At 55.5% G+C, this 20,560-nt stretch carries 25 protein-coding genes; all 25 read right to left on the reverse strand.

Annotation, left to right across the window (positions count from 1 at the left end):
• Positions 1 to 519, reverse strand: a complete 519-nt coding sequence (locus F599_RS0100340) for a cysteine hydrolase family protein (RefSeq protein WP_019541548.1) — start codon at positions 517 to 519, stop codon at positions 1 to 3.
• A 239-nt stretch (positions 520 to 758) separates the two neighbouring features.
• A complete protein-coding gene (locus tag F599_RS0100345; protein ID WP_169337798.1) occupies positions 759 to 1,589 on the reverse strand; it encodes a GNAT family N-acetyltransferase in 831 nt (276 codons plus the stop codon).
• Positions 1,590 to 1,611: 22 nt separating this feature from the next.
• On the reverse strand, positions 1,612 to 2,433 hold the full coding sequence (locus F599_RS14660) for a formyltransferase family protein (RefSeq protein WP_019541550.1): 822 nt from the start codon (positions 2,431 to 2,433) through the stop codon (positions 1,612 to 1,614).
• A 216-nt stretch (positions 2,434 to 2,649) separates the two neighbouring features.
• The gene (locus tag F599_RS0100355) at positions 2,650 to 3,285 is read right to left on the reverse strand and encodes a NeuD/PglB/VioB family sugar acetyltransferase (RefSeq protein ID WP_019541551.1); all 636 of its coding nucleotides are present in this window, start codon (positions 3,283 to 3,285) and stop codon (positions 2,650 to 2,652) included.
• Between the two features lie 51 nt (positions 3,286 to 3,336).
• Complete coding sequence (locus F599_RS0100360; RefSeq protein ID WP_019541552.1) at positions 3,337 to 4,092, reverse strand: SDR family NAD(P)-dependent oxidoreductase; 756 nt, start codon at positions 4,090 to 4,092, stop codon at positions 3,337 to 3,339.
• Between the two features lie 23 nt (positions 4,093 to 4,115).
• Positions 4,116 to 5,159, reverse strand: coding sequence for a 3-oxoacyl-ACP synthase III family protein (locus tag F599_RS13295; RefSeq protein WP_019541553.1), 1,044 nt, complete (start codon positions 5,157 to 5,159; stop codon positions 4,116 to 4,118).
• Positions 5,156 to 5,392 carry a hypothetical protein gene (locus tag F599_RS0100370; RefSeq protein ID WP_019541554.1) on the reverse strand — a complete coding sequence of 79 codons (237 nt, stop codon included), beginning with the start codon at positions 5,390 to 5,392 and terminating at the stop codon, positions 5,156 to 5,158. Before F599_RS0100370 ends, F599_RS13295 begins: the two co-directional genes overlap by 4 nt.
• Positions 5,393 to 5,417: 25 nt before the next feature.
• Positions 5,418 to 5,633, reverse strand: a complete 216-nt coding sequence (locus tag F599_RS0100375; protein ID WP_019541555.1) for a hypothetical protein — start codon at positions 5,631 to 5,633, stop codon at positions 5,418 to 5,420.
• A gap of 22 nt (positions 5,634 to 5,655) precedes the next feature.
• Complete coding sequence (locus F599_RS15000; RefSeq protein ID WP_169337799.1) at positions 5,656 to 6,585, reverse strand: FkbM family methyltransferase; 930 nt, start codon at positions 6,583 to 6,585, stop codon at positions 5,656 to 5,658.
• 201 nt (positions 6,586 to 6,786) lie between these two features.
• On the reverse strand, positions 6,787 to 7,635 hold the full coding sequence (locus tag F599_RS0100390) for an AAC(3) family N-acetyltransferase (RefSeq protein WP_019541558.1): 849 nt from the start codon (positions 7,633 to 7,635) through the stop codon (positions 6,787 to 6,789).
• Positions 7,636 to 7,646: 11 nt separating this feature from the next.
• Positions 7,647 to 8,399: an SDR family NAD(P)-dependent oxidoreductase gene (locus tag F599_RS0100395; protein ID WP_026327707.1), complete on the reverse strand. Its 753-nt coding sequence runs from the start codon at positions 8,397 to 8,399 to the stop codon at positions 7,647 to 7,649.
• A gap of 28 nt (positions 8,400 to 8,427) precedes the next feature.
• The gene (locus tag F599_RS0100400; protein ID WP_081626289.1) at positions 8,428 to 9,048 is read right to left on the reverse strand and encodes an SDR family oxidoreductase; all 621 of its coding nucleotides are present in this window, start codon (positions 9,046 to 9,048) and stop codon (positions 8,428 to 8,430) included.
• Complete coding sequence (locus F599_RS15430) at positions 9,027 to 9,182, reverse strand: SDR family NAD(P)-dependent oxidoreductase (protein ID WP_020700425.1); 156 nt, start codon at positions 9,180 to 9,182, stop codon at positions 9,027 to 9,029. The genes F599_RS0100400 and F599_RS15430 overlap by 22 nt, the downstream gene beginning before the upstream one ends.
• 2 nt (positions 9,183 to 9,184) lie before the next feature.
• Positions 9,185 to 10,249: a 3-oxoacyl-ACP synthase III family protein gene (locus tag F599_RS0100410; RefSeq protein ID WP_019541561.1), complete on the reverse strand. Its 1,065-nt coding sequence runs from the start codon at positions 10,247 to 10,249 to the stop codon at positions 9,185 to 9,187.
• Positions 10,249 to 10,479, reverse strand: coding sequence for an acyl carrier protein (locus F599_RS0100415; RefSeq protein ID WP_019541562.1), 231 nt, complete (start codon positions 10,477 to 10,479; stop codon positions 10,249 to 10,251). Before F599_RS0100415 ends, F599_RS0100410 begins: the two co-directional genes overlap by 1 nt.
• A gap of 19 nt (positions 10,480 to 10,498) precedes the next feature.
• The gene (locus tag F599_RS0100420; RefSeq protein WP_019541563.1) at positions 10,499 to 11,845 is read right to left on the reverse strand and encodes an ANL family adenylate-forming protein; all 1,347 of its coding nucleotides are present in this window, start codon (positions 11,843 to 11,845) and stop codon (positions 10,499 to 10,501) included.
• Between the two features lies 1 nt (position 11,846).
• Positions 11,847 to 12,545, reverse strand: a complete 699-nt coding sequence (locus F599_RS0100425; protein ID WP_019541564.1) for an SDR family NAD(P)-dependent oxidoreductase — start codon at positions 12,543 to 12,545, stop codon at positions 11,847 to 11,849.
• Positions 12,542 to 12,835 (reverse strand): hypothetical protein, encoded by a 294-nt coding sequence (locus tag F599_RS0100430; RefSeq protein ID WP_019541565.1) that lies wholly within the window; start codon positions 12,833 to 12,835, stop codon positions 12,542 to 12,544. Before F599_RS0100430 ends, F599_RS0100425 begins: the two co-directional genes overlap by 4 nt.
• A complete protein-coding gene (locus F599_RS0100435; RefSeq protein ID WP_169337800.1) occupies positions 12,816 to 13,772 on the reverse strand; it encodes a GNAT family N-acetyltransferase in 957 nt (318 codons plus the stop codon). The genes F599_RS0100430 and F599_RS0100435 overlap by 20 nt, the downstream gene beginning before the upstream one ends.
• Positions 13,675 to 14,442: a formyltransferase family protein gene (locus tag F599_RS0100440; RefSeq protein ID WP_019541567.1), complete on the reverse strand. Its 768-nt coding sequence runs from the start codon at positions 14,440 to 14,442 to the stop codon at positions 13,675 to 13,677. The genes F599_RS0100435 and F599_RS0100440 overlap by 98 nt, the downstream gene beginning before the upstream one ends.
• A 61-nt stretch (positions 14,443 to 14,503) precedes the next feature.
• Positions 14,504 to 14,905, reverse strand: a complete 402-nt coding sequence (locus F599_RS0100445; RefSeq protein WP_019541568.1) for an AMP-binding enzyme — start codon at positions 14,903 to 14,905, stop codon at positions 14,504 to 14,506.
• An 85-nt stretch (positions 14,906 to 14,990) separates the two neighbouring features.
• Positions 14,991 to 16,514, reverse strand: coding sequence for an amino acid adenylation domain-containing protein (locus F599_RS0100450; protein ID WP_019541569.1), 1,524 nt, complete (start codon positions 16,512 to 16,514; stop codon positions 14,991 to 14,993).
• Positions 16,515 to 16,968: 454 nt separating this feature from the next.
• Complete coding sequence (gene argH / locus F599_RS0100455; RefSeq protein ID WP_019541570.1) at positions 16,969 to 18,387, reverse strand: argininosuccinate lyase; 1,419 nt, start codon at positions 18,385 to 18,387, stop codon at positions 16,969 to 16,971.
• Complete coding sequence (locus F599_RS0100460; protein ID WP_019541571.1) at positions 18,384 to 19,598, reverse strand: argininosuccinate synthase; 1,215 nt, start codon at positions 19,596 to 19,598, stop codon at positions 18,384 to 18,386. Before F599_RS0100460 ends, argH begins: the two co-directional genes overlap by 4 nt.
• 23 nt (positions 19,599 to 19,621) lie before the next feature.
• A complete protein-coding gene (argF, locus tag F599_RS0100465) occupies positions 19,622 to 20,554 on the reverse strand; it encodes an ornithine carbamoyltransferase (RefSeq protein WP_019541572.1) in 933 nt (310 codons plus the stop codon).
• Between the last annotated feature and the right edge of the window lie 6 nt (positions 20,555 to 20,560).

A 20,560-nucleotide genomic window follows, 5' to 3' on the forward strand; every position in this document is an offset into this window, starting at 1 on the left:
TCAGCGCACGATGCGTACCTGGCACATCTTCATGGCCGCGAGCGCATTCTCATGGCTATCCGGCGTCACCCCGGCGCAACAAGAAGCGTCGACCGAAATAGGAATCTCGGGGAATGCCGCCTTGAGGATCATCGCGTTTGCTATGACGCAGATATCCGTACAAAGGCCTGTGAGCTCTATCGCCTCCGGCCGGAGACTGCGCACGGCCTCCGGGAGCGCCAACGAACCAAACGCCGGCTTCTCGATGACAGCTACCGCCCGCGCGACATACGGTGCCAAAGCCGGTGCGATTTCCCAGCCCTGCGATGCCTTGACACAATGTACCACAGGCAGAAGCTTCCCTTCCTGCGTCTCCAGATAAGATGCACCATGCGTGTCCTGGGTGAAAATCAGCGCTGCCTCGCGCTCACGTGCCAACTTCGCCACCAGACGCGGCAGTATGGCCTGCGCCTCCTTCGTACCGAGACTCCCATCGATGAAATCATTCTGCATATCAATGACGACAAGGACTTTTTTCATTTTCTCTTCCTTTATATATTGGCGGGCAAATGCTGCCTTCCTATTTTTTCCGTATTCATCTCATATTCTTCTATTCTTCGACAAGCAGGGATGCTTTTCCTATCGCAAATGGATCAGCCTTTCCATAAGAAACGACATTCTGACCGTATCACTACAAAAAGGTGCGCCAACATGTGTAAACATCTTGGCACACCTTTATACAGACAGCAACTTCACAAGTTTTAACGCGTAAGTGATCCTTATAGCCTTTCCTTAATTTTTCTCTGCTCACGGCTCGCCTCATACACCATAACCTCATCCTGCAAATGATCAAATCTCATTCCATACGCCTGATACATGGATTTTGCTGTATGATTATCATCCCGCACCCAAAGCAGGAAACGCTTTGCATTGCGATTTTCTTCTATATAAGCGCGATAGAGCGCACTTCCTATCCCTTGATTTTTCCATTGTGTCCGACACACCCAATAGCGCAAGCAACAAGTCACTCCATGACGTTCAAAGAATAGAAACGCAGCTGGCGTTGAAATTTCATTAGGCCGATGTACTAATATCTGCCTTTTTTGTATAGCAGATGACAGTTCATAGTCTGTAGGAATTTGTTCGCACAGGGGATCCATATTTTCGTAAAGAATATCCAATAATGCACGAACATCTTCCTGACGTGCAAAATCAATCGATATCGATTGTCTAAAGGAATGCAGGGAACTCGTCTTCCCCACCATCCGAGTCAATGTCCTATACGAGAGAAACCGACATTGCATCAACATTTCCCGCATCGAGCGCATCTCACCCACCAAGTCAACGACAATCTTTCGCCGAAAAAATTTCTGCAAAGCGAGTAAATCATCCATGAACTGCCTAGATTTCACAGCGACGAAGTATAGGTGTAAAAAATCGTTCCTCTCGCGTACGATAAAAAAGCAGTCTGAAAACAATACACCAGTTACTTCATTATGATCGATCCAAGCCCCCGCCTGTTCCCCAGAAATGAAATAATTCGTTTCCCACTCATCCGCCGTATCGCGGATCAAAAATATGCCAGCCTGAAGCTCTTCCAGACGCTTCATCTGCCAACAGATTCCCATTCCCTCAGGCGGCAGACGAGTCGGCTTCCATCCTGTTCCGCAAGAACGTAAGACATCTGCCCCCCCCGGATGCACATTCTTCAAGGGCATAATTTTCGATTTCATAAATCCTATCCTCTAATCGAATCCGCGGTACAGGCATAATGGGTAAGCCGCGATAGTCCATGGCGCGCAAAAACGCATATCCTTTTGCAAGGCTCCAGTTCGTATCATAAAAGCCCTCATTCGGGATATCCGATGACAAGAACAGCTTGCCGGAACTCATAGGAACATGAGGCATACGTTCCTTCTGCAAGAACGATCCTATATGTTGTCGCAGGAGGCTGACTCCGCATGCAGCGCTTTTCATCAAAAGAGAAAGTGCCGTATCATCTGGCTGAATAGGGACTTTTTCTTGCACTATGATCATGCCAGTATCCACAGTGGGGGCTACGAAATGCCAAGTTGCTCCGCCAAACTTTTCTTGGTAAAAAATCTCCCATGTAGGAGCGTTGCGCCCACGATAGTTCGGCAAATAAGCGTTATGAAAATTGATGATCGTAAAATTTTCTTTTTCTACAATTTCTTTCGGGAAAATATAGGAATTATGCGCACTCAACAACAAGATCTTTGCTTCTTGCTGTGATAAAAACAGACGCAATTCCTTCGGGGGCATCCTCAAATAGGGAATCCCCATCTGTCGGCATTGATTCTCTACGGTAGGAATCGCGTACTGCTCTACTGAAAGGCAAGTAATGGGTACTGAAACGCAAGCTTCCGCAAGAATCTGCAAGCACGCTCCCCCCACACGCCCAGTTCCCATGAAATAAATTTGATTGTATGTCATTCATCTACCTCCGTAGAATTCATGCACCATTCTTTTTTGCTATTCCTATCTTATTTTAATTTTAAATTAATGAACAGGGCATTCCGGATTCGCGTAGATGCGCTGTATCTCTCTAGGAGACGAACCGAAGACGTAGCGAGCTAGCTGAGGATTTGTCGACGACGAGAGGACAGCTCAGACGCGTGAAGACGGAGTGCCGAATGAATCAGTGTTTCCTCAAATCGGCATCGCTGGATTACCAAAGACTTTCTGTCCCTTGCGCACGTGCTTAAACACGACACTCCGCGCACCGACAAAAGCTCCGTCATCGACCCGACTATGCGGCAGCGCACAAGCCCCGTCACCCCAGTACGTCTCCCGGCCGATCTGCGCATAGCCACAGAGGCTGCAGCCGCCCATGAAGCAGGAATGATCACCGACTGTAACATCGTGCCCAGCACCGGAATTGCCATTGAAAAGAACATCCTTGCCGATTACAGCATGATCATGAATCGATACGCGTGGACAGAGGATCGTCCCCTCGCCGATCTGTGCAGTTCCATGAACGATGGCCGTCTTGTGAATGAGCGTAAAGAACTTGCCCCCGCGAGCCCTTAGTGCCTCGCTCATTTTCTTGCGCACTGCGGGCGTGCCAACCGCACAGACGAAAACGTCGTCCGGCTGAATCTCATACGACGCAATATCGCCGACGACTGGGAGTTCGAGCTTCTCATACTCTGCTTCCGGCAAACGCACATCTCCATCGAGGAATCCTTTGAGTTCCCACGTTTCGAGATAGCCCAGCGAGTCCTGTGCATGCCAGTACAGTTCTCTGGCAAAGCCGCCACAACCAACGATGATCAATTTCTTCATGACATTCTCTCTTTCTCCACAGCGATTCCTAGAGCACGTACAGCGACAAGTTCACGCCAAATACCCACCATCGACGGGGATCTGCGCTCCTGTCATCCACGACGCGCGATCACTCAGCAGGAAAAGAACGACACCCGCCACATCCTGCGCACGTCCTGCGCCCAAAAGTTCCCGGTCAAGGATGGGCTGCAAATGACCATCAGGAAGCATTTCTCCCCCTTCGCGCGTCATCTCCGTATCAACCCAGCCGGGCTGAATCGTATTCACACGCTGCTTCCTACGTGCAAGTTCCTTCGCAAAGGAATGCGAAGCCGCATCGACCGCCGCTTTGGCCGCACTATAGGCGAAGCCTCCCTTAAGTCCCTCTACAGCTGCCACCGAGGAAAACAGAACGAAACTCGCCGCAGTATGAGAGATGCTTGCCCTCGCGCACGTATGCATGAAATTCACAGCACCCCAAAAGCTCGTATTGACGATATCATGTGCCTTCGCTTCATCATAAAAACGAAGCGTCATGAGTCCGCCAATCCCTGCAGCATGGACGCCGCCATCGATTTTCCCATGCGCTTTGACAAAGGCCTTCACTGCCGCTTCCATCTCTTTCGGCTCGCGCACATCGCAAGCAGCGGGATAGATTCCCTCCGCGGACTCCTCTGCAAGTGCTGAAAGGTTCTCCCTACGCCGCGCAAGAGCCAGGACGCTGGCACCCGACTCGACGAGTTCCAGCGCGACCTGCTTGCCCATACCAGACGAAGCTCCGGTCACCACGAAATTCTTCCCATGAAAATCAAATGCTACATTGCTCATCCAATATTCCCCCGACCATCATGTCACGAGTGAAAATGCTGTGTCGGCAGACAATTCGTATCCTTGAGATTGATGATCGTCGATGCGATCGACAAGCCGATGCCAAAGCCAGAAAGCAGGGAAAGATGGTTTTCACGCCGCTTCCATTCCTCCCCCATCTCCGTGAGCAGCAAGGGGATGGTCGCCGAACTCGTGTTGCCGATCTGCGCCGAATTTGATATGACCTTCTCTGGCGTCGCCGCAATCTGCTCACTCATCGAACGGATGAGGATGCGATTCGGCTGATGGAAGAGATACGCGCCGAGGTCTTCATCACAGACACCTGCGGCATTCATCAACTCGCGCAAATTCACCGGCACATCCTGCATCGTAAAATCAAGGACACCCATACCGTCCATATTGGAGTAATTCCCTGCATCCTCCGTATCAAGGTGACTGTCCTTGTACGACAGGGGATGACGTGCACCGCCGTTGGGGCGGATCAATGCCCGATAGCGCTCCCCGTAGCTCGTGATATTGAAGATCGTCTCCGTGCCTTCGTCCCCCCCAATCAACGTACATGTCCCTGCATCTCCTGTGATGGCGCGCACACCAGGCTCATGCGGAGAAATCAACGGAGTAGCGACATCGCCACAGCAGAGGAGCACCTTTTTGCTGTTGAGGGTTGGCAAAATCGAGGCGGCGAGATAGAGCCCATATACGAATCCCGAGCAGCCTAGATTGATATCAAACGCCACGAGATCCTTGGCTAAGCCCAAACGATCCTGCATCGCGTATGCCGTTGACGGCGCGGTGTAATCCGGTGTCTGCGTCACGAACAGCAAAGCTCCTACCGATGCCCGCTCAACCCCCTGGGCGAAAATCTGCTCCGCCGCCTGCACACAATAATCCGATGTGCATTCCCCAGACGAGGCGATACTGAGCGCACGAAAGCCCGTCCCCTTCTGTAGCCGCTGCAGTTTTTTCTCTGTCAGCACATCCTTCAGGTAATCACACACAGGCAATACTTGATGCGAGATGACGCCCGCGACATACTCTAAACGAATCCCCGATGTCTTTGCAATCATTCCTCACTGCCTCCCGCAAGGACAAAAAGATCGCGCATCGTCTTCGCAGCCTTCACCTGTGCCGGCAGGATGCGCTTCCCCGACGCCTTATTCGCCATTGCAAGAAACGCCACATAACTGAGAGAATCCCACTCCTCGATCTCGTCAAGCGACTGCTCTAGACTAAGTACCCCCTCATTTTCATCTAAATCTAATACATAGGCCATTTCTTCCATGAATTGCTCTTTCGTCATTTGCAATACCATCCTTTCTCGTCACTCACTGCAACAGTTGATAGAGGTCCGCCACGGTTTTCGCCGCTGCGATATCCGTAGCAGCCAGCTTTCCCTTCGCCTTCTCCATCATCTTGGACTGGAACATCAGCTTGGATAGGGAATCCCACTCCTCCAGGCTCTCCAACTGCGTCTCCATCGTTAAATTCTCCTCCGTATCGAGGAGATCCGTCAAAATATCGAGAAATTCCTGTTCCGTCATCGTGTACTCTTCCTTTCCTGATTCAATCCACATAAGCATAAACGACAGTTTCCGTAAAATTCGTTGAGTGGTGATAAATCCTGAGATGATATTCGGGGACGAGCGACTTGATATACAGCGGCAGCTCGAAGTAATCCGTCAGCTTGTGATAAAGCGAGATGGCGAGGTTCGGACGATCGCGGCGGATAATCTCCTGCGCGCCCTGCAAAAGCGCCAATTCCGATCCCTCCACATCCGCCTTGATCATATCGATTCTAGGCTCCCTATCGCGGAAATACTCATCGAGCGAAACGACATGTACGCGATCGATGATTGACGCCTCGTCGGCCTCTGCCTCCGGCACGAGTTTCGTACCGATGGCAAGGTCGCTCATCACGCCTTTGACAAGCGCCATATCCTGCGTAGCCTCGCCAACACCAGCCGGCACGATGGAAATCTGATTGTCATCGAGCGCCCATTCCTCCACGAGTCTCGCTTTCCGATGCTCCAGAGCTGTCCTCTGCTTCATCCCAGGCTCAAATCCGTATATACGACGGAAAATCCCTTGACTGTGCCAGATATATTTCTCGATCGTATCACCGACGAAGGCTCCACAATCCACGAAAACACTGTCCGGCGTAAAGCGATTCATCTCCGGCGGAGTGAAATACTGATCCGGCTGAAACACAGAGAAGACTTCCGCATCGTCAGCGAGCTTGAAACGCACGTTCAAGACGCGCGTAAAGGTTTCGCGGGAGACCTCGTCCTCCAACAAATCATAGACCTGCCGCAATGCCGGCTGCATAAACTTGAAATACGCGCGGTATCGTGAAAACAACTGATAGGACTGACCGTTAAATGCCGTTTGGAAGGGCTTCTCATATCTGTCCTTCAGCAAGAAGACGATGCCATCCCCTTGCTCACACAATGCTGTGCGTAAAGAGAGAACGTCTGCCCCCCCCCGAAAGCACAAACCGCGAGCATCTCGTCATGCCATGCTGTGCAAAGAAGCCCTCCGCTTTCGGGAAATCCTTTGCCTCCCCGACGAGCAGAAGGGGCGTATCCCTTGTGACACGCCGCGCACCGGGACGCAAATCAATTTCCTTGCCACGATAGGCCATGCCATAGACATCCTCATCAAAGATCGACGAATGCATAGATATCATCTCCTTATCTATAAGGCGACCATCTCGCCAGTGACTTCAAATCGGTCATCGAGCGGTCGCGGGTAATCATGCGCGAGCATATAGAGCGGGTCCAGCCTAATCTTCTCGACGAGCAGCGCATAGCTCGCCTTTTCCTCTACGACATAGAGGAAACTATCGCCGCAGGACACCTTCTTTGCCGCGCCTGTATGGAGCAGCGCCTGCTCGAAATCATCCCGATCCGTCGGCTCTACACCCGCATAGCGGACGTAGAGCTCGTACGTCTCCTCTCGCGTCGTGCCGTCCGCTGCCGTAACCTTGCCCGTAAACGCGCGGTTATAGCGATAGGGGACATGAAGCGCATACTCGATGTAGTGCGTATACGTAAAGCACATCGCGGGACGAACGCCAAGGAAGAGGAACTTGACGCGCGCCTCCTGATGGAGGAGGTCGAACGTGCATCCCTTGCCGATGGACTCATGTCCAACTTCTGTCGCCAAATACCTTTTCTCCCCCATCGCCGCGACGGACATCATCGGGTCAAGGGAGCGGACGGCCTCCGGTTGGCGGCGGAAATACTCGTTGAACGCGCCCATCTTCGTCTTGCTCTTCTGTACATCGTAATCTCTGCCATTGGGAAAACTGAAGGTGAACGTCGGCACGATGAGCGTCCCAACGCCAAGCGAGCGCACGGCATCGAGGACGCCCGCCATGATGCCGCGCCTGCCGAGACTGAGATTCGGCTGACCAAACGTCAGATCCGAATGGATGAATAGAACGTCCGCATCCGCCGCCCCACACGCCTCGAGCGCCGCACGCAGTGTCGATCGCGTCACCAGCTGTCCGCTTGCATCCTGAAACAAAACCTGTTCTGCCATGGAATCTCCTCCTAATGTGCCATCCTACCGCCATCAACCGTGAAACACTGTCCCGTGATCCAGCGCGCCTCCTCCGAGAGCAGGAACGCCACCATCGATGCGATGTCTTCCGGCATGCCAAGACCGAGCGTATATCCCTCTGCCACATCTTTCGTCAAGAGATCCGCCCGCGCGGTCAGCTCATCCGCCATGCGGGACGGAACGGCGCCCGGGCGGATGGCGTTCACCCGCACCCGCGGTCCGAGCTCTTCTGCCATCGCCCGCAGGAAGCCCTCAAGCGCCGCCTTCGAGGCACAGTAGAACCCCTGCCCTTTCGCACCGATCTGACTCTGCACACTCGATATCAGGACGACGCGTGTCAACTCTTTCCGGTTGACGTGCCGACTGATGAGCGTCTCGAGCAACGCTGCCGCGGAGAAAAAATTGACCTCCATAATGCGGTGTGCCGTTTCCGCGTCCGCGAGCCGCAGCGGCAGGAGCGGTGCCATACCAGCACAGTGGACGAATGCCTGCACAGAAAGCTGCCGCGCCTGGAGGAACTCCTGGAGCGCCTCCCCCGCCGCCCAGGCATTGTCGAGTTCCCGCGGCCAGAGCACATCCTCCGCACGTTCTCCGCAAAGCGTCCATGTCTCGCGCAGACGCGCCTCGTCCCTGCCGCTGAGGATTAAGGTGATTTCCCTCTCCTTCGCAAGACGGACAGCAGTCGCCCTGCCGATACCAGAGGAAGCGCCCGTGACGAGCACCCTTGTTTGAGAAAATTCCATATATCCCTCTTTCCGAGAAAAGGGACTCCTAGTGTGCCGTCACACCCCCATCCACCGTAAAGCACTGCCCTGTGATGAAACGGGCCTCCTCCGATAATAGATAGCGGATGAGCGCCGTCACATCCGAAAGCCGCGCACAGCCCAGCAGGCTGCCGTGTGCCTCAGGATGCTCACGGAAATCCTGCGCAATCTCCGGCGAGACACCGGCCTTCTCCAAGATCTCTGTGGGCAGTGCCCCAGGACGGACGGTATTGATGCGCACATGCGGCGCCATCTCTACCGCGAGCGCCCGCGCCGCCGCGTCGAGCGCCCCCTTCGAGGCGCAATACGCGCTCATGCCGCTCGTACCGCGGACACTCGCGATGCTCGAGATCAGCACCACACTTTTGAGTGCACTATGATTGACGCGCCTCGCCGTCAGCACGCGCAGGATTTCCAGACAGGAACACACATTGACTGCAAGCACGTCTCGGATCGCCGCGGCATCCATAAGCCGCAGCGGCGAGATGGGCGACACGCCGGCACAGTGAACGAATCCCTTCACTCTGATTTCATTCTCTTCGAGATAGGTACGCAATGATGTCGCTATTTCCGACACGTTGCGCAGGTCAAAGGCATAAGTTTTTGTTATACCCCCCCGAATTCCGATAAATCAAGAAAATGATTGAACGTTCGCCCGCAGGCGATCACCGACTCCCCCTGTCCGCAGAGTTCTCGAACGAGCTCCAAGCCTAAACCGGAAGTTGCGCCTGTCACTAAGGTGAATTCATTTTTCGTCTCCATACTCAAAACTCCACCATCTCACAGAAATCCAGCTGCCCCAGCTCGAGCACCATCGCCCCCCAGGTGAGGCCGACGCCGAAGCCGGCGAGGCAGACTTTATAGGTGTGGCCCAGCAGCTTCTCCCCGACGTTGTAGCAGATATTCGTCGGGATGGTGACGCCGCTCGCGTTGCCGAAATACGTGACGATATTGCTTGGCATTTTCTCGAGCGGCACGTCGATAGCCTGCGCTAGCTTTTCCACCATGAACTTATTCGGCTGGTGGAAGAGGAACCAATCGATCTCCTCCTTCTTTACACCGAGCCGCGCGAAGAGCGATGCGAGGAGCGGCGGCATCTCCGTCTGCACGAAGTTGAAGACATCGGCGCCCTTCATCACGAGGTTATCGAGGCTGCGGCGGTTCCCCTCGCTGTCCTCGTGAAGCACAGCGGTCTCCGGCGTCGAGGGCTGTCGGAAGCCTCCCGCCGGGATCATCAGCGCATCGTGGCGGCTGCCATCCATGCGGATCTCGCCGTCGATGCGCGTCTCCTCCTCCGTCCGCTCGACGACCGTCACCGAGGCGGCATCGCCGATGAGCGGATAGCTGTTGCGGTCCTCCTTTGAGACTTTGTGGCTCAGGACATCTACGTTGATGAGGAGGACTTTCCGCGTCTGCGGCTGGTCGAGCAGGGAGAACGCCTCCATGAGCCCCGTAAGATAGCCGGTGCAGCCCTGGCTGATATCCACGCAGTAGACGTGCGAATCGAGCCCGAGCCGCCCGTGGATCACGGCGCCCGTCGTCGGCATGAAATAGTCCGGCGACTGCGTGACCGTGACGATGGCATCGATCTCCTCCTTACGGAGCTTCCCCTCGTGCAGAAGTGTCTCCACGCCGAAAACGGCGAGGTCCGACGCGCAGACCCCAGGCTCCACGAAATGATGCCTATCATAGCCCATCACGAGCTTGAGCCGCCGCGAGCGCTTCTTGTCCGCCTGGTAGTTTTTCATCTCCTCATCGAACGTCTTGCAGTTCTTCGGGATGACCGTCAGGACACCGGTGATTCTCTTGTTCCGATATGCTAGCTGCATTACTTCGCACCACTCTTTTTGAGAAGCTCTGCCATCGCCGCTACCGAAGAAAAGTTCTCCGGCACAATATCGATTCCCTTGATCTTCACCTCATACTCCTTCTCAAGCATCGCCACAAGCTGGACGATGTCAAAGGAATCGAGATACCCTTCCTCGATGAAATCCACATCCTCGGTGAAATCGAACTCTGGGCGCAAGTCCGCCAAGATTTCTCGTATCTTTTGCTCCATAAAAACTCCTCCTTATCGTTTAGCGCTTCTTCTTGAATCGCTTGGTATACTCCACCTGCTCCATGAGGACCACCCGCACCGGAATCTTATAGGATGCCAGCCGCGTCTTGCAGAACTTGCGCACTTCTTTCTTGATCTCTAGCGGTGTCATCGCGGCATCCCGATGCTTGATCTTGCAGGCGACCGCCTGCCCTGTGATGGGATTGGACTCTCCGTAGACGGTAACGTCCTCCACCCCTGGCATCTGGAGCAGTACTGCCTCCACTTCCTCCGGCATCACCTTTTCGCCGCCGACATTGATCATATCGGAGTTGCGCCCGACGATGCGCAGGAAACCATCTTTCTCCTCGACGAAGTCCCCTGTACGGAACCAGCCGTCTTCTGTAAAGCGCTCTGCTTTGGCATTGAGATAGCCCATCACTTGCGTTTTTGTCCGCAGCCACAATTCCCCATCGACGACTCTATACTCCGTATCGGGATCATCGAATTTCAGGAAGGTACTCGTAGAGGACTTGCTCACCGTGGAAATGATGCCCGTCTCGCTCGTCCCGAAGGTCTGCAGGAAGCGCACATGAGGGAACGCTGCTTTCAGCTTCATCAGCAGCGAGGACGGCATGGGCTCTGTCCCGTAGGTGATCATGCGCAGGCTGGAAAGGTCGTATTTCTCGGCTGCGCCACTGAGTAGCAGCAGATTCAGGAACGTCGGTGAGGACGGCAGGACCGCCACGTGGTAGCGCTCCACCAGCGAGGCGATATACTCCGGTTCCCTTCGCTCCGGCAGAACCATCGTGATATGCATGGTGAGCGAATTCAGCAGCGTATTGATGCCGCCGATATGATCGAACATCAGAAAAATCAGGAACGTCATATTACGCTTGCGCTCGCGTTTTCCCTCATAATGTGCGATCAGCTGCGTCAGATCGTGTACCATTGCTTTCGGTTTTCCTGTCGAGCCGCTGCTGAAAAGGACCAGTCCAGCGTGCCCCCGCTCCTGCAATTTCTGCAGGAGCACCGGGGAATCATGCCGTTCAGTCTCCGACAGGAGACGCAGCGTTCCTCCTGGCTCCTGGATCAATCGATACGCACAGGGGACCTCGGAGAGGCGGCTCTCGATCTCTTCTGGAATGGTCGTTGCGATGGGGATGATCACATTCTTATTTTCCATCATGGCCAGGAACAAGGAGATCGCCGAAAAGGAATAGTCCATGCAGAGAGCGACGACAGCGCCCTCCGGGACTCTTCCCGACAGCCAATGATACTGCTTCTCGATTTCCTGATAGAGATCCTGATAGGTATACGTCGCGCCACGATTGACCACGGCTATGCGCTGCTGAGCGCCCTGGAACTTCTCAATGAACGGATGCAATTCAATTCACCCCGCCTAGATAAAGTACTTGTCCCGTAATGAAATCGCTTTCCGGCCTCAGATAGAAGTCGATTGCATTTTTCACATCCTGGAACGTCCCCAGCCGCTTGATGCACTGCTGGTTCATCAGATTGGCAATTTTCTCCTTCGGCACATTCTTGATCAAATCCGTATCGATTGGCGTCGGTCCAATCGCATTGACCGTAATACCGAACGTGCCGATTTCCTTCGCCAGGACATGCGTCAGCTGTTCCACAGCCGCCTTGGAAGCCGAATAGATGAGTTCCCCCTCCAACTGCAGGGCGACGGCGACGGTCGAATAATTCACGATGCACCCTTTCCGCGCTTTGATCATGTACTTGCTGACTTCCCGCGAGAAAAGAAACGTGCCAGCGAAATTCGTCTCCATGACGCGCTTGGCTGTCGCATACGGGGTCAAGACGAAGGCATTCATGGACGCTGCTCCCGCATTGTTGATCAAGGCGTCGATTCTGTGCTCTTTTTTATAGACATCCCGTACGAATGTTGTTACCGCCTTTTCATCAGCAACATTGAGGCATGTATGGTGGTAATGCGGATGCTCCAAATCTGAAGCACGCCGAGAGCAGCCGTAAACAACATCGCCTGCCGCGAGGTACGATTCCGCCAAAAAGCGGCCGATTCCCTTGCGCGTGCCCGTGATGATCATGACACGGCTCATGCTTTTCCATCCTCCAGTTCACGCTCGATGAAACTGCACAGGGAACCGATGGTACGAAACGGGCTGATACGCGCGGACATCGCTGTCTCAGACGTCAGGGAGATATCTACTCCCTCTTCCAAGAGCGCGCTCTCGATATCGACAACCGTGCTCACGAGACCCACCGAATCCATGATGGAGCTTGCTCCGATGAGGTGCGTATTCTGCGTTACCTCCGCCTTGATATCATTTTCCTCACAGTAGTCGCGGACAACCTGCTCCACGATCTGGTCAATCTTTTCTCTCGTCATCTTCTGCCATTCCCTTCTTCGTGAAAACCATATCTTCCAGCCCATCAAAACGAAAGCCATTGGCAAGATGCATCTTGATCACAGGCGCATTTTCTTCCTTTACGAATAGCGTCACGACGCGCAGCCCTTTCATCAGCCGCAGGGCGTCCCAGTAGACGGCAACACCCGGGAAATCGCCATGACCGCGATACGCCGGGTCCGCGAGCCAATACCTGGCTTCCCCCCGTTTCCCATGTCGTGCGAGCCAAAAGACAGCGACGACACGACCGTCACGACGCGCCGCGAATATCTCACGCCGCTGGATAGCTGCCCTGATCTCTTCGCACGATGGCACGTTCTCCGTCATGACATCGAAATTCCGCTGCAAGAGGCGCGTGATTTCATCTGTCTCCGACGGTCGGGCAAACTTATCTGCAGGAACGGCTAAGTCCTGGAGACGCTTCTGTATGCGCGTCATACGCCGCAAGCGGAACTGCTGCTGAAAGCCGCAATGCGTGAATCCATCTACGAGCTGCACGCGCCCACCTTCGTCTTTATCAGCGATCAGGTCCACCACAAGCGGCAGCGTACTGCATGGAAGGGCGCTTCGCAAAAGCTCCGTTAGAGCGCCAGCGCATGTGCTCCCATAGTAAAGGCGCTCATAGGATGTCCTCGTTTCGATCAAGAGGAAGGCGGTACAGGAAAGGACTGCCCGCACCTTCCCCGCATGGAGTTTCTTCTCCAACTCCTCCGGGGAAAGGAAGTAATCCGTCCGCCAATCTTTCGCTTGACTTCGCAGGAAGGTAAAAGCAGAGAGAACCTCTCGCGAGTCCTTCACCTCCCAGGCGGCGGCAGTTTCCTCAGGCGGCAGAGGAGAGCTGATCTGCCATCCGCGCTCGGGACGGTATGATACAGATGCCCCCCCCGATTGGACATCCGCCAATCTGATAATCTTCAATCTCATAAACCTCCTCTCCCAGGCGCAGTTTCGGCGGCGGCAGGATAGGGAGGCCCCCGTAGTCCAGCGCACGCAGGAAGGCGTAGGCCTTCGCCATCGACCATGTCGGGTCGAGCCAGCCGTCGTTGGGGACCTCGCGGGATAGGTAGAGGCGCCCCGGCGCCGTGATGCGCCTGCGCGAGTACATTCCCGCGAGGATCTCATCGATGTGCTGCCGGAACAGTCGGACGCTCGTGCGCGCCGTCGCCATCAAGAGCTCCAGCGCCGTCATGTCCGAGGTGATCGGCACTCGCTTCTGAAAGGCGATGGCGCCCGTATCCACGTCCGCTGCGATGATGTGCCAGGTCGCACCGCCATATGTCTCGCCGCGATAAATCTCCCACGTCGGCGCGTTGCGCCCGTGGTAGTCGGGCAGATAGGCATTGTGGAAATTGAGCAGCGTGAGAGGTGGGTGCGCCACGACCTCCCGCGGGAAGAGGTAGCTGTTGTGTGCACTCACGAGGAGCGCAGGCTGCGTTCGCGCGCAGAGGAAGTGCGGCAACGCCTCCGGCGTCAAGGGATGGAAGGGCACGCCGAGGCGCGCCGCCGTCTGCCGCATCGTCGGGACGTGCTCCTTTTCCACCGCGAGGCACACGAGCCGCTCGCCACACGCCTGCGCCAGGATGCGCAAACAGTCCGCGCCGACGCGGCCTGTCCCCAGAAGTACACCTGCTCGTAACTGTCTTCTCCCTTTACTTCGATGCGCTGCCGAACCGTTCCGCCAACTGGTGCCGGTCGATCTTGCCATTGGGATTTCGCGGCATGGCGAGCACCTGCTGGAACTCCGTCGGCAGCATGTATTTCGGCAGGACCTTCGCGAGGTCTGCCCGCAGCACGCGGGCAGGGAGTTTCTGCGCGCTTTCATAGATCAGGACAATCTTCTTCTCCTGCTTGCGGTAGAGCACGCAGGCGTTCCTTATCGCCGGCTCACGGAGCGCCGCCGCTTCGATCTCACCGAGCTCGATGCGGTAGCCCATGTGCTTGACCTGAAAGTCCCGCCGCCCGAGGAAGAGGATTTCCCCGTCCTCGCGCTCCTTGCCAAGAAAACGGCAGAGATTGTATATGAGGTTCGTGATCCCTATGTGGAACTCCATCCGCTTCCTTCCCTTCACATACGGCAATCTGCAAGGTCATCACCGCATCACAGGCAGTAAGAATTACCGGACAAGGCGTGGTAGGCTATTGATTTTTCTGTCTCTTATCTTGCGCGTAAGACCGCATGAGCTCCTTCCGATCGAATTTCCCATTCGCGGTCAAGGGCAGACGATCAAGCTGCCGCGTGATCTTGGGCAACATGTAGTCTGGCAACAGGTCACGTAGCGCGCGATAGACTGCAGCAGGCTCTGCCGCTCCCGCATAGCAGAGAACAATCTCCGATGCTTCCGCGTCGTAAAGGCAGACCGCCTGGTGAATGTCCGGCAGTGCCGCAGCAGCCGTCTCGATTTCACCCAGTTCGATCCGATGTCCCATATACTTGATCTGAAAATCTTTGCGGCCGTCGTACATCAGTTCCCCGTGCATATTATAGTGCACGATATCGCCTGTGCGGTAGATGATCTCCCTCTCCTTCCGCAAGGGATTCTGCACAAACACGGCCTTCGTCTTCTCCGGGTTTTTATAGTAACCGAGTGCCAACGATGCACCGCGGACGCAAAGCTCGCCCTTGAACTCCGGCTGCATGATACGCCGATCCTCTTCATCGAGGACGAAGACCGTCTCCGGACGGCATTCCCTGCCAATAGGCAACGGCTCATCATCGCGGAATGGTCGGTTCACGATGTAATATGTACAATCGACGGTGACCTCTGTCGGACCGTAGAGATTGGCAAAGACCGCCTTCGGCAGACGCTTCCGCCAGATATTCAGCTGCTTGTTCGGCATAACTTCCCCGGCAAACAGCACCTTTTTCAGGCAGGAAATATCGCAGTCATTGAGGATGCCAAAATTGGCGACACTGCACAAAACGGACGGCACCCAGAAGACGAGACTGATATGATGATCCCGCACATACTCAAGCAAGCGAATTGGGAAGATGAACGCCTTGCGCGGGATGATGCAAAGCGTCGCGCCGTTCCTGACCGTCTGATAGATATCGAGCACGGAGTTATCGAAAAAGAATGGTGCCTGATTGCCGATGATGTCCTTTTCCGTGACAGCAAATGTCTCGCGAACCCATTCCGTATAGTCCATGACCGACCGCTGCCGGATCGTCACGCCTTTTGGTGTGCCCGTAGAACCGGAGGTAAAGAGCACATAAAGGATATCCTGTTCGGAAACCTTCTCACGAACGCTCGCGAGCAGTGTCTCTTCTATCTCCTGTCGAAGGAGATCCTCATAGAAAAGCACAGGGATTTCCCCAGGATCCATCAATCTCCCCCGGTGTGCCTGATCTGTGATGATGGCAGCCGGGGAGAGCGTCTCAAGAATTTTCGCCTGACGCACCTTCGGCATCTTCGCATCGAGAACCGTATAGAAAGCCCCGGCATACGCGACTCCCAAAAAGGAAATGACTGCCGCACGCGTCTGCCCGAGAAAGACAACTACAGGCGCATGGAATATATTCCGCCTTGCCAAGGCGGTCGCTATGGCGCGCGCCTGCCGACGAAATTCCGCAAATGTCGTCGTTCCCTCTTGATCGATAAGTGCCGTCTTCTCTGAGAATCTCCGCGCCGTCTCATCGAGAGCATCTGTCGTCAGTTTCATCTACCTCTTCCTTTCGTACGGATAAATCGCACTTCATGACAAGTATATGTCACGCAAATATGATCTAACATTCATCTTCTCCGCACTAGCTTTTATTATACTATGAATGTCCCCCCCCACAAGACATTTTCATCCCCACGTTCGTTTCATAAAATCAACAGAATCATCTAGCAATTTTTTGCGTAGATGCGCTGTATCTCTCTAGGCGGCAAGCCGGAAACGTAGCGCCAAAACGCTTCATCGCGTTTTGTGCTGAGGATTGTAGAGTGACGCGGGAAGACGAAGTGCCGAATGAATCAGTGTTTCCCTAAATCTTGTAAGCTGCTGGATATTACCATACCTTTTGTGCAGCCGCCACTTCGATCAGTGGCATTGGCTGGCTTATATTACACACCAAAAAGCCACCGCACAGTGTTTTGCTATGCGATGGCTTTTAGCTACGATATACGTTCGATCAGATTTGTTTCTCTCTTGCTGCTTCAGCGATGCCCTTCTCGCTCGCGAGAAGTTCCTTGGCCGCCTTGAGCTGGAGACTGACTTGCTCGTAGGAAGTGCCGCCGTAGGAGTTGCGGTTCTTGACACAGGTCTCGGGGCGGATGGCTTCTTTGATGTCGGACTCGAAGAGCGGCGAGAGCGCCTGGAATTCCTTGAGTGACATGTCCTCGAGGTATTTTCCCTGCTCGATGCACTGATGCACGGCCGCACCTGCGACAGCGTGAGCCTTGCGGAAGGGCATGCCCTTCTTCACGAGGTAGTCCGCGAGGTCGGTGGCGTTGGAGAAGTCCTCGGTCACGGCCTTTTTCATGACTTCGCGGCGGACTTTCATGCCGCGGATGAGCTGGGCGTAGACAGCGAGGCTGAACTTCACCGTGTCGATGGCGTCGAAGATGCCTTCCTTGTCCTCCTGGAGATCCTTGTTGTAGGCGAGCGGCAGGCCCTTGACGGTCGTGAGCATCGCCATGAGATGGCCGATGACGCGTCCTGTCTTGCCGCGCACGAGCTCGGAAACATCCGGGTTCTTTTTCTGCGGCATCATCGAGGAGCCTGTGCAATGCGCGTCGTCGAGCTCAATGAAGTGGAACTCGCGGCTGCACCAGAGAATGGTCTCCTCGGAGAGGCGCGAGAGATGCACCATGAGGATGGAGGCCGCTGAGAGGAACTCCATGATGTAGTCACGGTCGCTCACGGCATCGAGGCTGTTGCCATAGATCTGCTCGAAATGGAGCTGACTCGCGACGTAGGCGCGGTCGATGGGGAACGTCGTGCCGGCGAGCGCGCCGGCGCCGAGCGGCATGATGTCCGCGCGGCGATAGACGCCCTCGAAGCGCGCGAAGTCGCGGGAGAGCATGGAGAAATAGGCGAGCAGATGATGCGCGAAGAGGATGGGTTGCGCGCGCTGCAAGTGCGTATAGCCCGGCATGATGACGTCACTGTACTTCTCCGCGGTCTCGACGAGTGCCTGCTGGAGGTTCTCGATCTCTTTCTGCACCTCCGTGACCTGGCGGCGGATGTACATGTGCGTATCGAGCGCGACCTGGTCGTTGCGGCTGCGCGCCGTGTGCAGGCGGCCGCCCGCCTCGCCGATGGCCTCGGTGAGACGTTTCTCGATGTTCATGTGGATATCCTCAAGGTCGACGGAGAAATCGAACTTCCCATCCTCGATCTGCTGCTCGATGTCCTCGAGTCCCTTGACAATCTTGTCACGGTCCTCCTCCGTGAGGATGCCGCATTTCGCGAGCATCCGCGCGTGAGCAATGGAACCGCGGATATCCTCATGATACATGCGCTTGTCGAAATTGATGGAGGCCTGGAACTCATTGATCATCTCATCAGTGCTTTTCGAGAAACGGCCTCCCCACATTGCCTTGCTCATTTCTGCGTTTTCTCCTGCATGAGCGCGCGAACCTCGAGCGGCAGGCCGAAGAGGTTGATGAAGCCCGTCGCATCTGCCTGGTTGTAGACATCGTCATGCTCGAACGTCACGAACTCCTTGCTGTAGAGGGAGTACTGGCTCTTGCTACCCGCGGAGATGATGTTACCCTTGTAGAGCTTGAGCTTCACAGAGCCCGTGACCGTCTGCTGCGTGCTGTCAACGAAGGCGGAGAGCGCCTCGCGAAGCTGGCAGAACCACATGCCATCGTAGACGAGCTCGCCGAAGCGGATGGCTGCCTGCTGCTTGAAATGGAACGTCATGCGGTCGAGGCAGAGGTACTCGAGCTCACGATGCGCGTAGTAGAGGATGGATCCGCCCGGGTTCTCATAGACGCCGCGGGACTTCATGCCGACGAGGCGGTTCTCACAGATATCGACGATGCCGACGCCGTTGCGCGCGCCGATCTCGTTGAGCTCGGTGAGGAGCTCGACCGCGCCGAGCTTCTTGCCGTTGACGCCGACAGGAATGCCCTTTTCAAAGTCGACGGTCACATACTCCGGTTTGTCTGCAGCATCCTCAGGCGCTTTCGAGATGAGGAACATGCTGTTGTGCGGCTCGTTCGCCGGATCCTCGAGGTCGGAACCCTCATGGGAGAGGTGCCAGATATTGCGGTCCATGGAGTACGTCTTGTTCTCCGTCGCGATGGGGATGCCGTGCTTCTTCGCGTACTCGATCTCAGAGGAACGGGAGTCGAGGTCCCACTCGCGCCACGGAGCGATGAGCTTGATGTGCGGCGCGAGCGCCTTGACCGTGAGCTCGAAGCGCACCTGGTCGTTGCCCTTGCCCGTCGCGCCGTGGGCGATGGCGTCAGCGCCCTCTTTCTTCGCAATCTCGACGAGCTTCTTCGCGATGAGCGGACGTGCAAACGACGTGCCGAGCAGATACTTCTCCTCATAGACAGCACCAGCCTTGAGCGTCGGCCAGACGTACTCCTCGAGGAATTCCTGCTTGATGTCCTCGATGTAGATCTTCGAGGCGCCGGACTTCAGCGCCTTGTCATGGACGACATCGAGCTCGTCGCCCTGTCCGACATCGGCACAGACGGCGATGACCTCGCAACCATCGTAGTTCTCCTTGAGCCAGGGGATGATGACGGAGGTATCGAGACCGCCGGAATATGCGAGTACTACTTTTTTGATTTTGTCTGCCATAGTGAGTAACCTCTTTTCTTATTTCAGTCGCCCATGGTGAGCGCCATGATGGCTTTCTGCGTGTGCAGGCGGTTCTCCGCCTCGTCGAAGATCACGTCGGCATTCGCCTCGAGAACCTCCTCAGTGATCTCCTCGCCGCGGTAAGCGGGCAGGCAGTGCATGACGATGACGCGCTTGTCCGCGCCCTTGAGGAGTTCCTTGTTGACCTGGTAAGGGGCAAAGATCTTTTTGCGCATCTCGTGCTCCGCCTCCTGCCCCATGCTCGCCCAGGTGTCGGTCACGACGATATCGGCATCCTTGACGGCTTCCTGAGGATCCGTGACGAGCGAGAGCTCCGCGCCCGTCTCCTCCGCGTCCTTGCAGGCGTTCTCGAAGACGGTCGCGTCGGGGCGGTAGTCCTCCGGCGTCGCTGCGACAAAGGTCATGCCGACCTTGGCACAGCCGTAGAGATAGGAGTTCGTCATGTTGTTGCCGTCGCCTACATAGGCCATCTTAAGCCCCTTGAGATTCTGCCCCTTGTGCTCGCGGATGGTCAGCAGATCCGTCAGGACCTGGCAGGGATGCAGAAGATCCGTCAGCGCGTTGATGACGGGAATATCCGCCCATTTGGCGAGCTCCTCCACGCGATCATGGCCGAACGTGCGGATCATGATGCCGTCGAGGTAACGCGAGAGCACGCGCGCCGTATCCTTGATGGGTTCGCCGCGGCCAAGCTGCAGGTCGCGGCTCGAGAGGAAGAGCGCCTGCCCGCCGAGCTGGTACATGCCTGTCTCGAACGAAACGCGCGTGCGCGTCGAAGATTTCTCGAAAATCATGCCGAGCGTCTTGCCTGCGAGCAGGTGATGCTCGACACCAGCCTTCTGCATGGCCTTGAGTTCTTTGGCAAGGGAAAGGATTTCCTCGACCTCTGCGACGGAAAGGTCATGGATGGATAACAGGTCTTTGCCTTTGAGCATGCCATT

Origin of the sequence: Selenomonas bovis DSM 23594 (assembly GCF_000381005.1) — a bacterium.
GTDB classification, from domain to species: Bacteria; Bacillota; Negativicutes; order Selenomonadales; family Selenomonadaceae; genus Selenomonas_C; species Selenomonas_C bovis.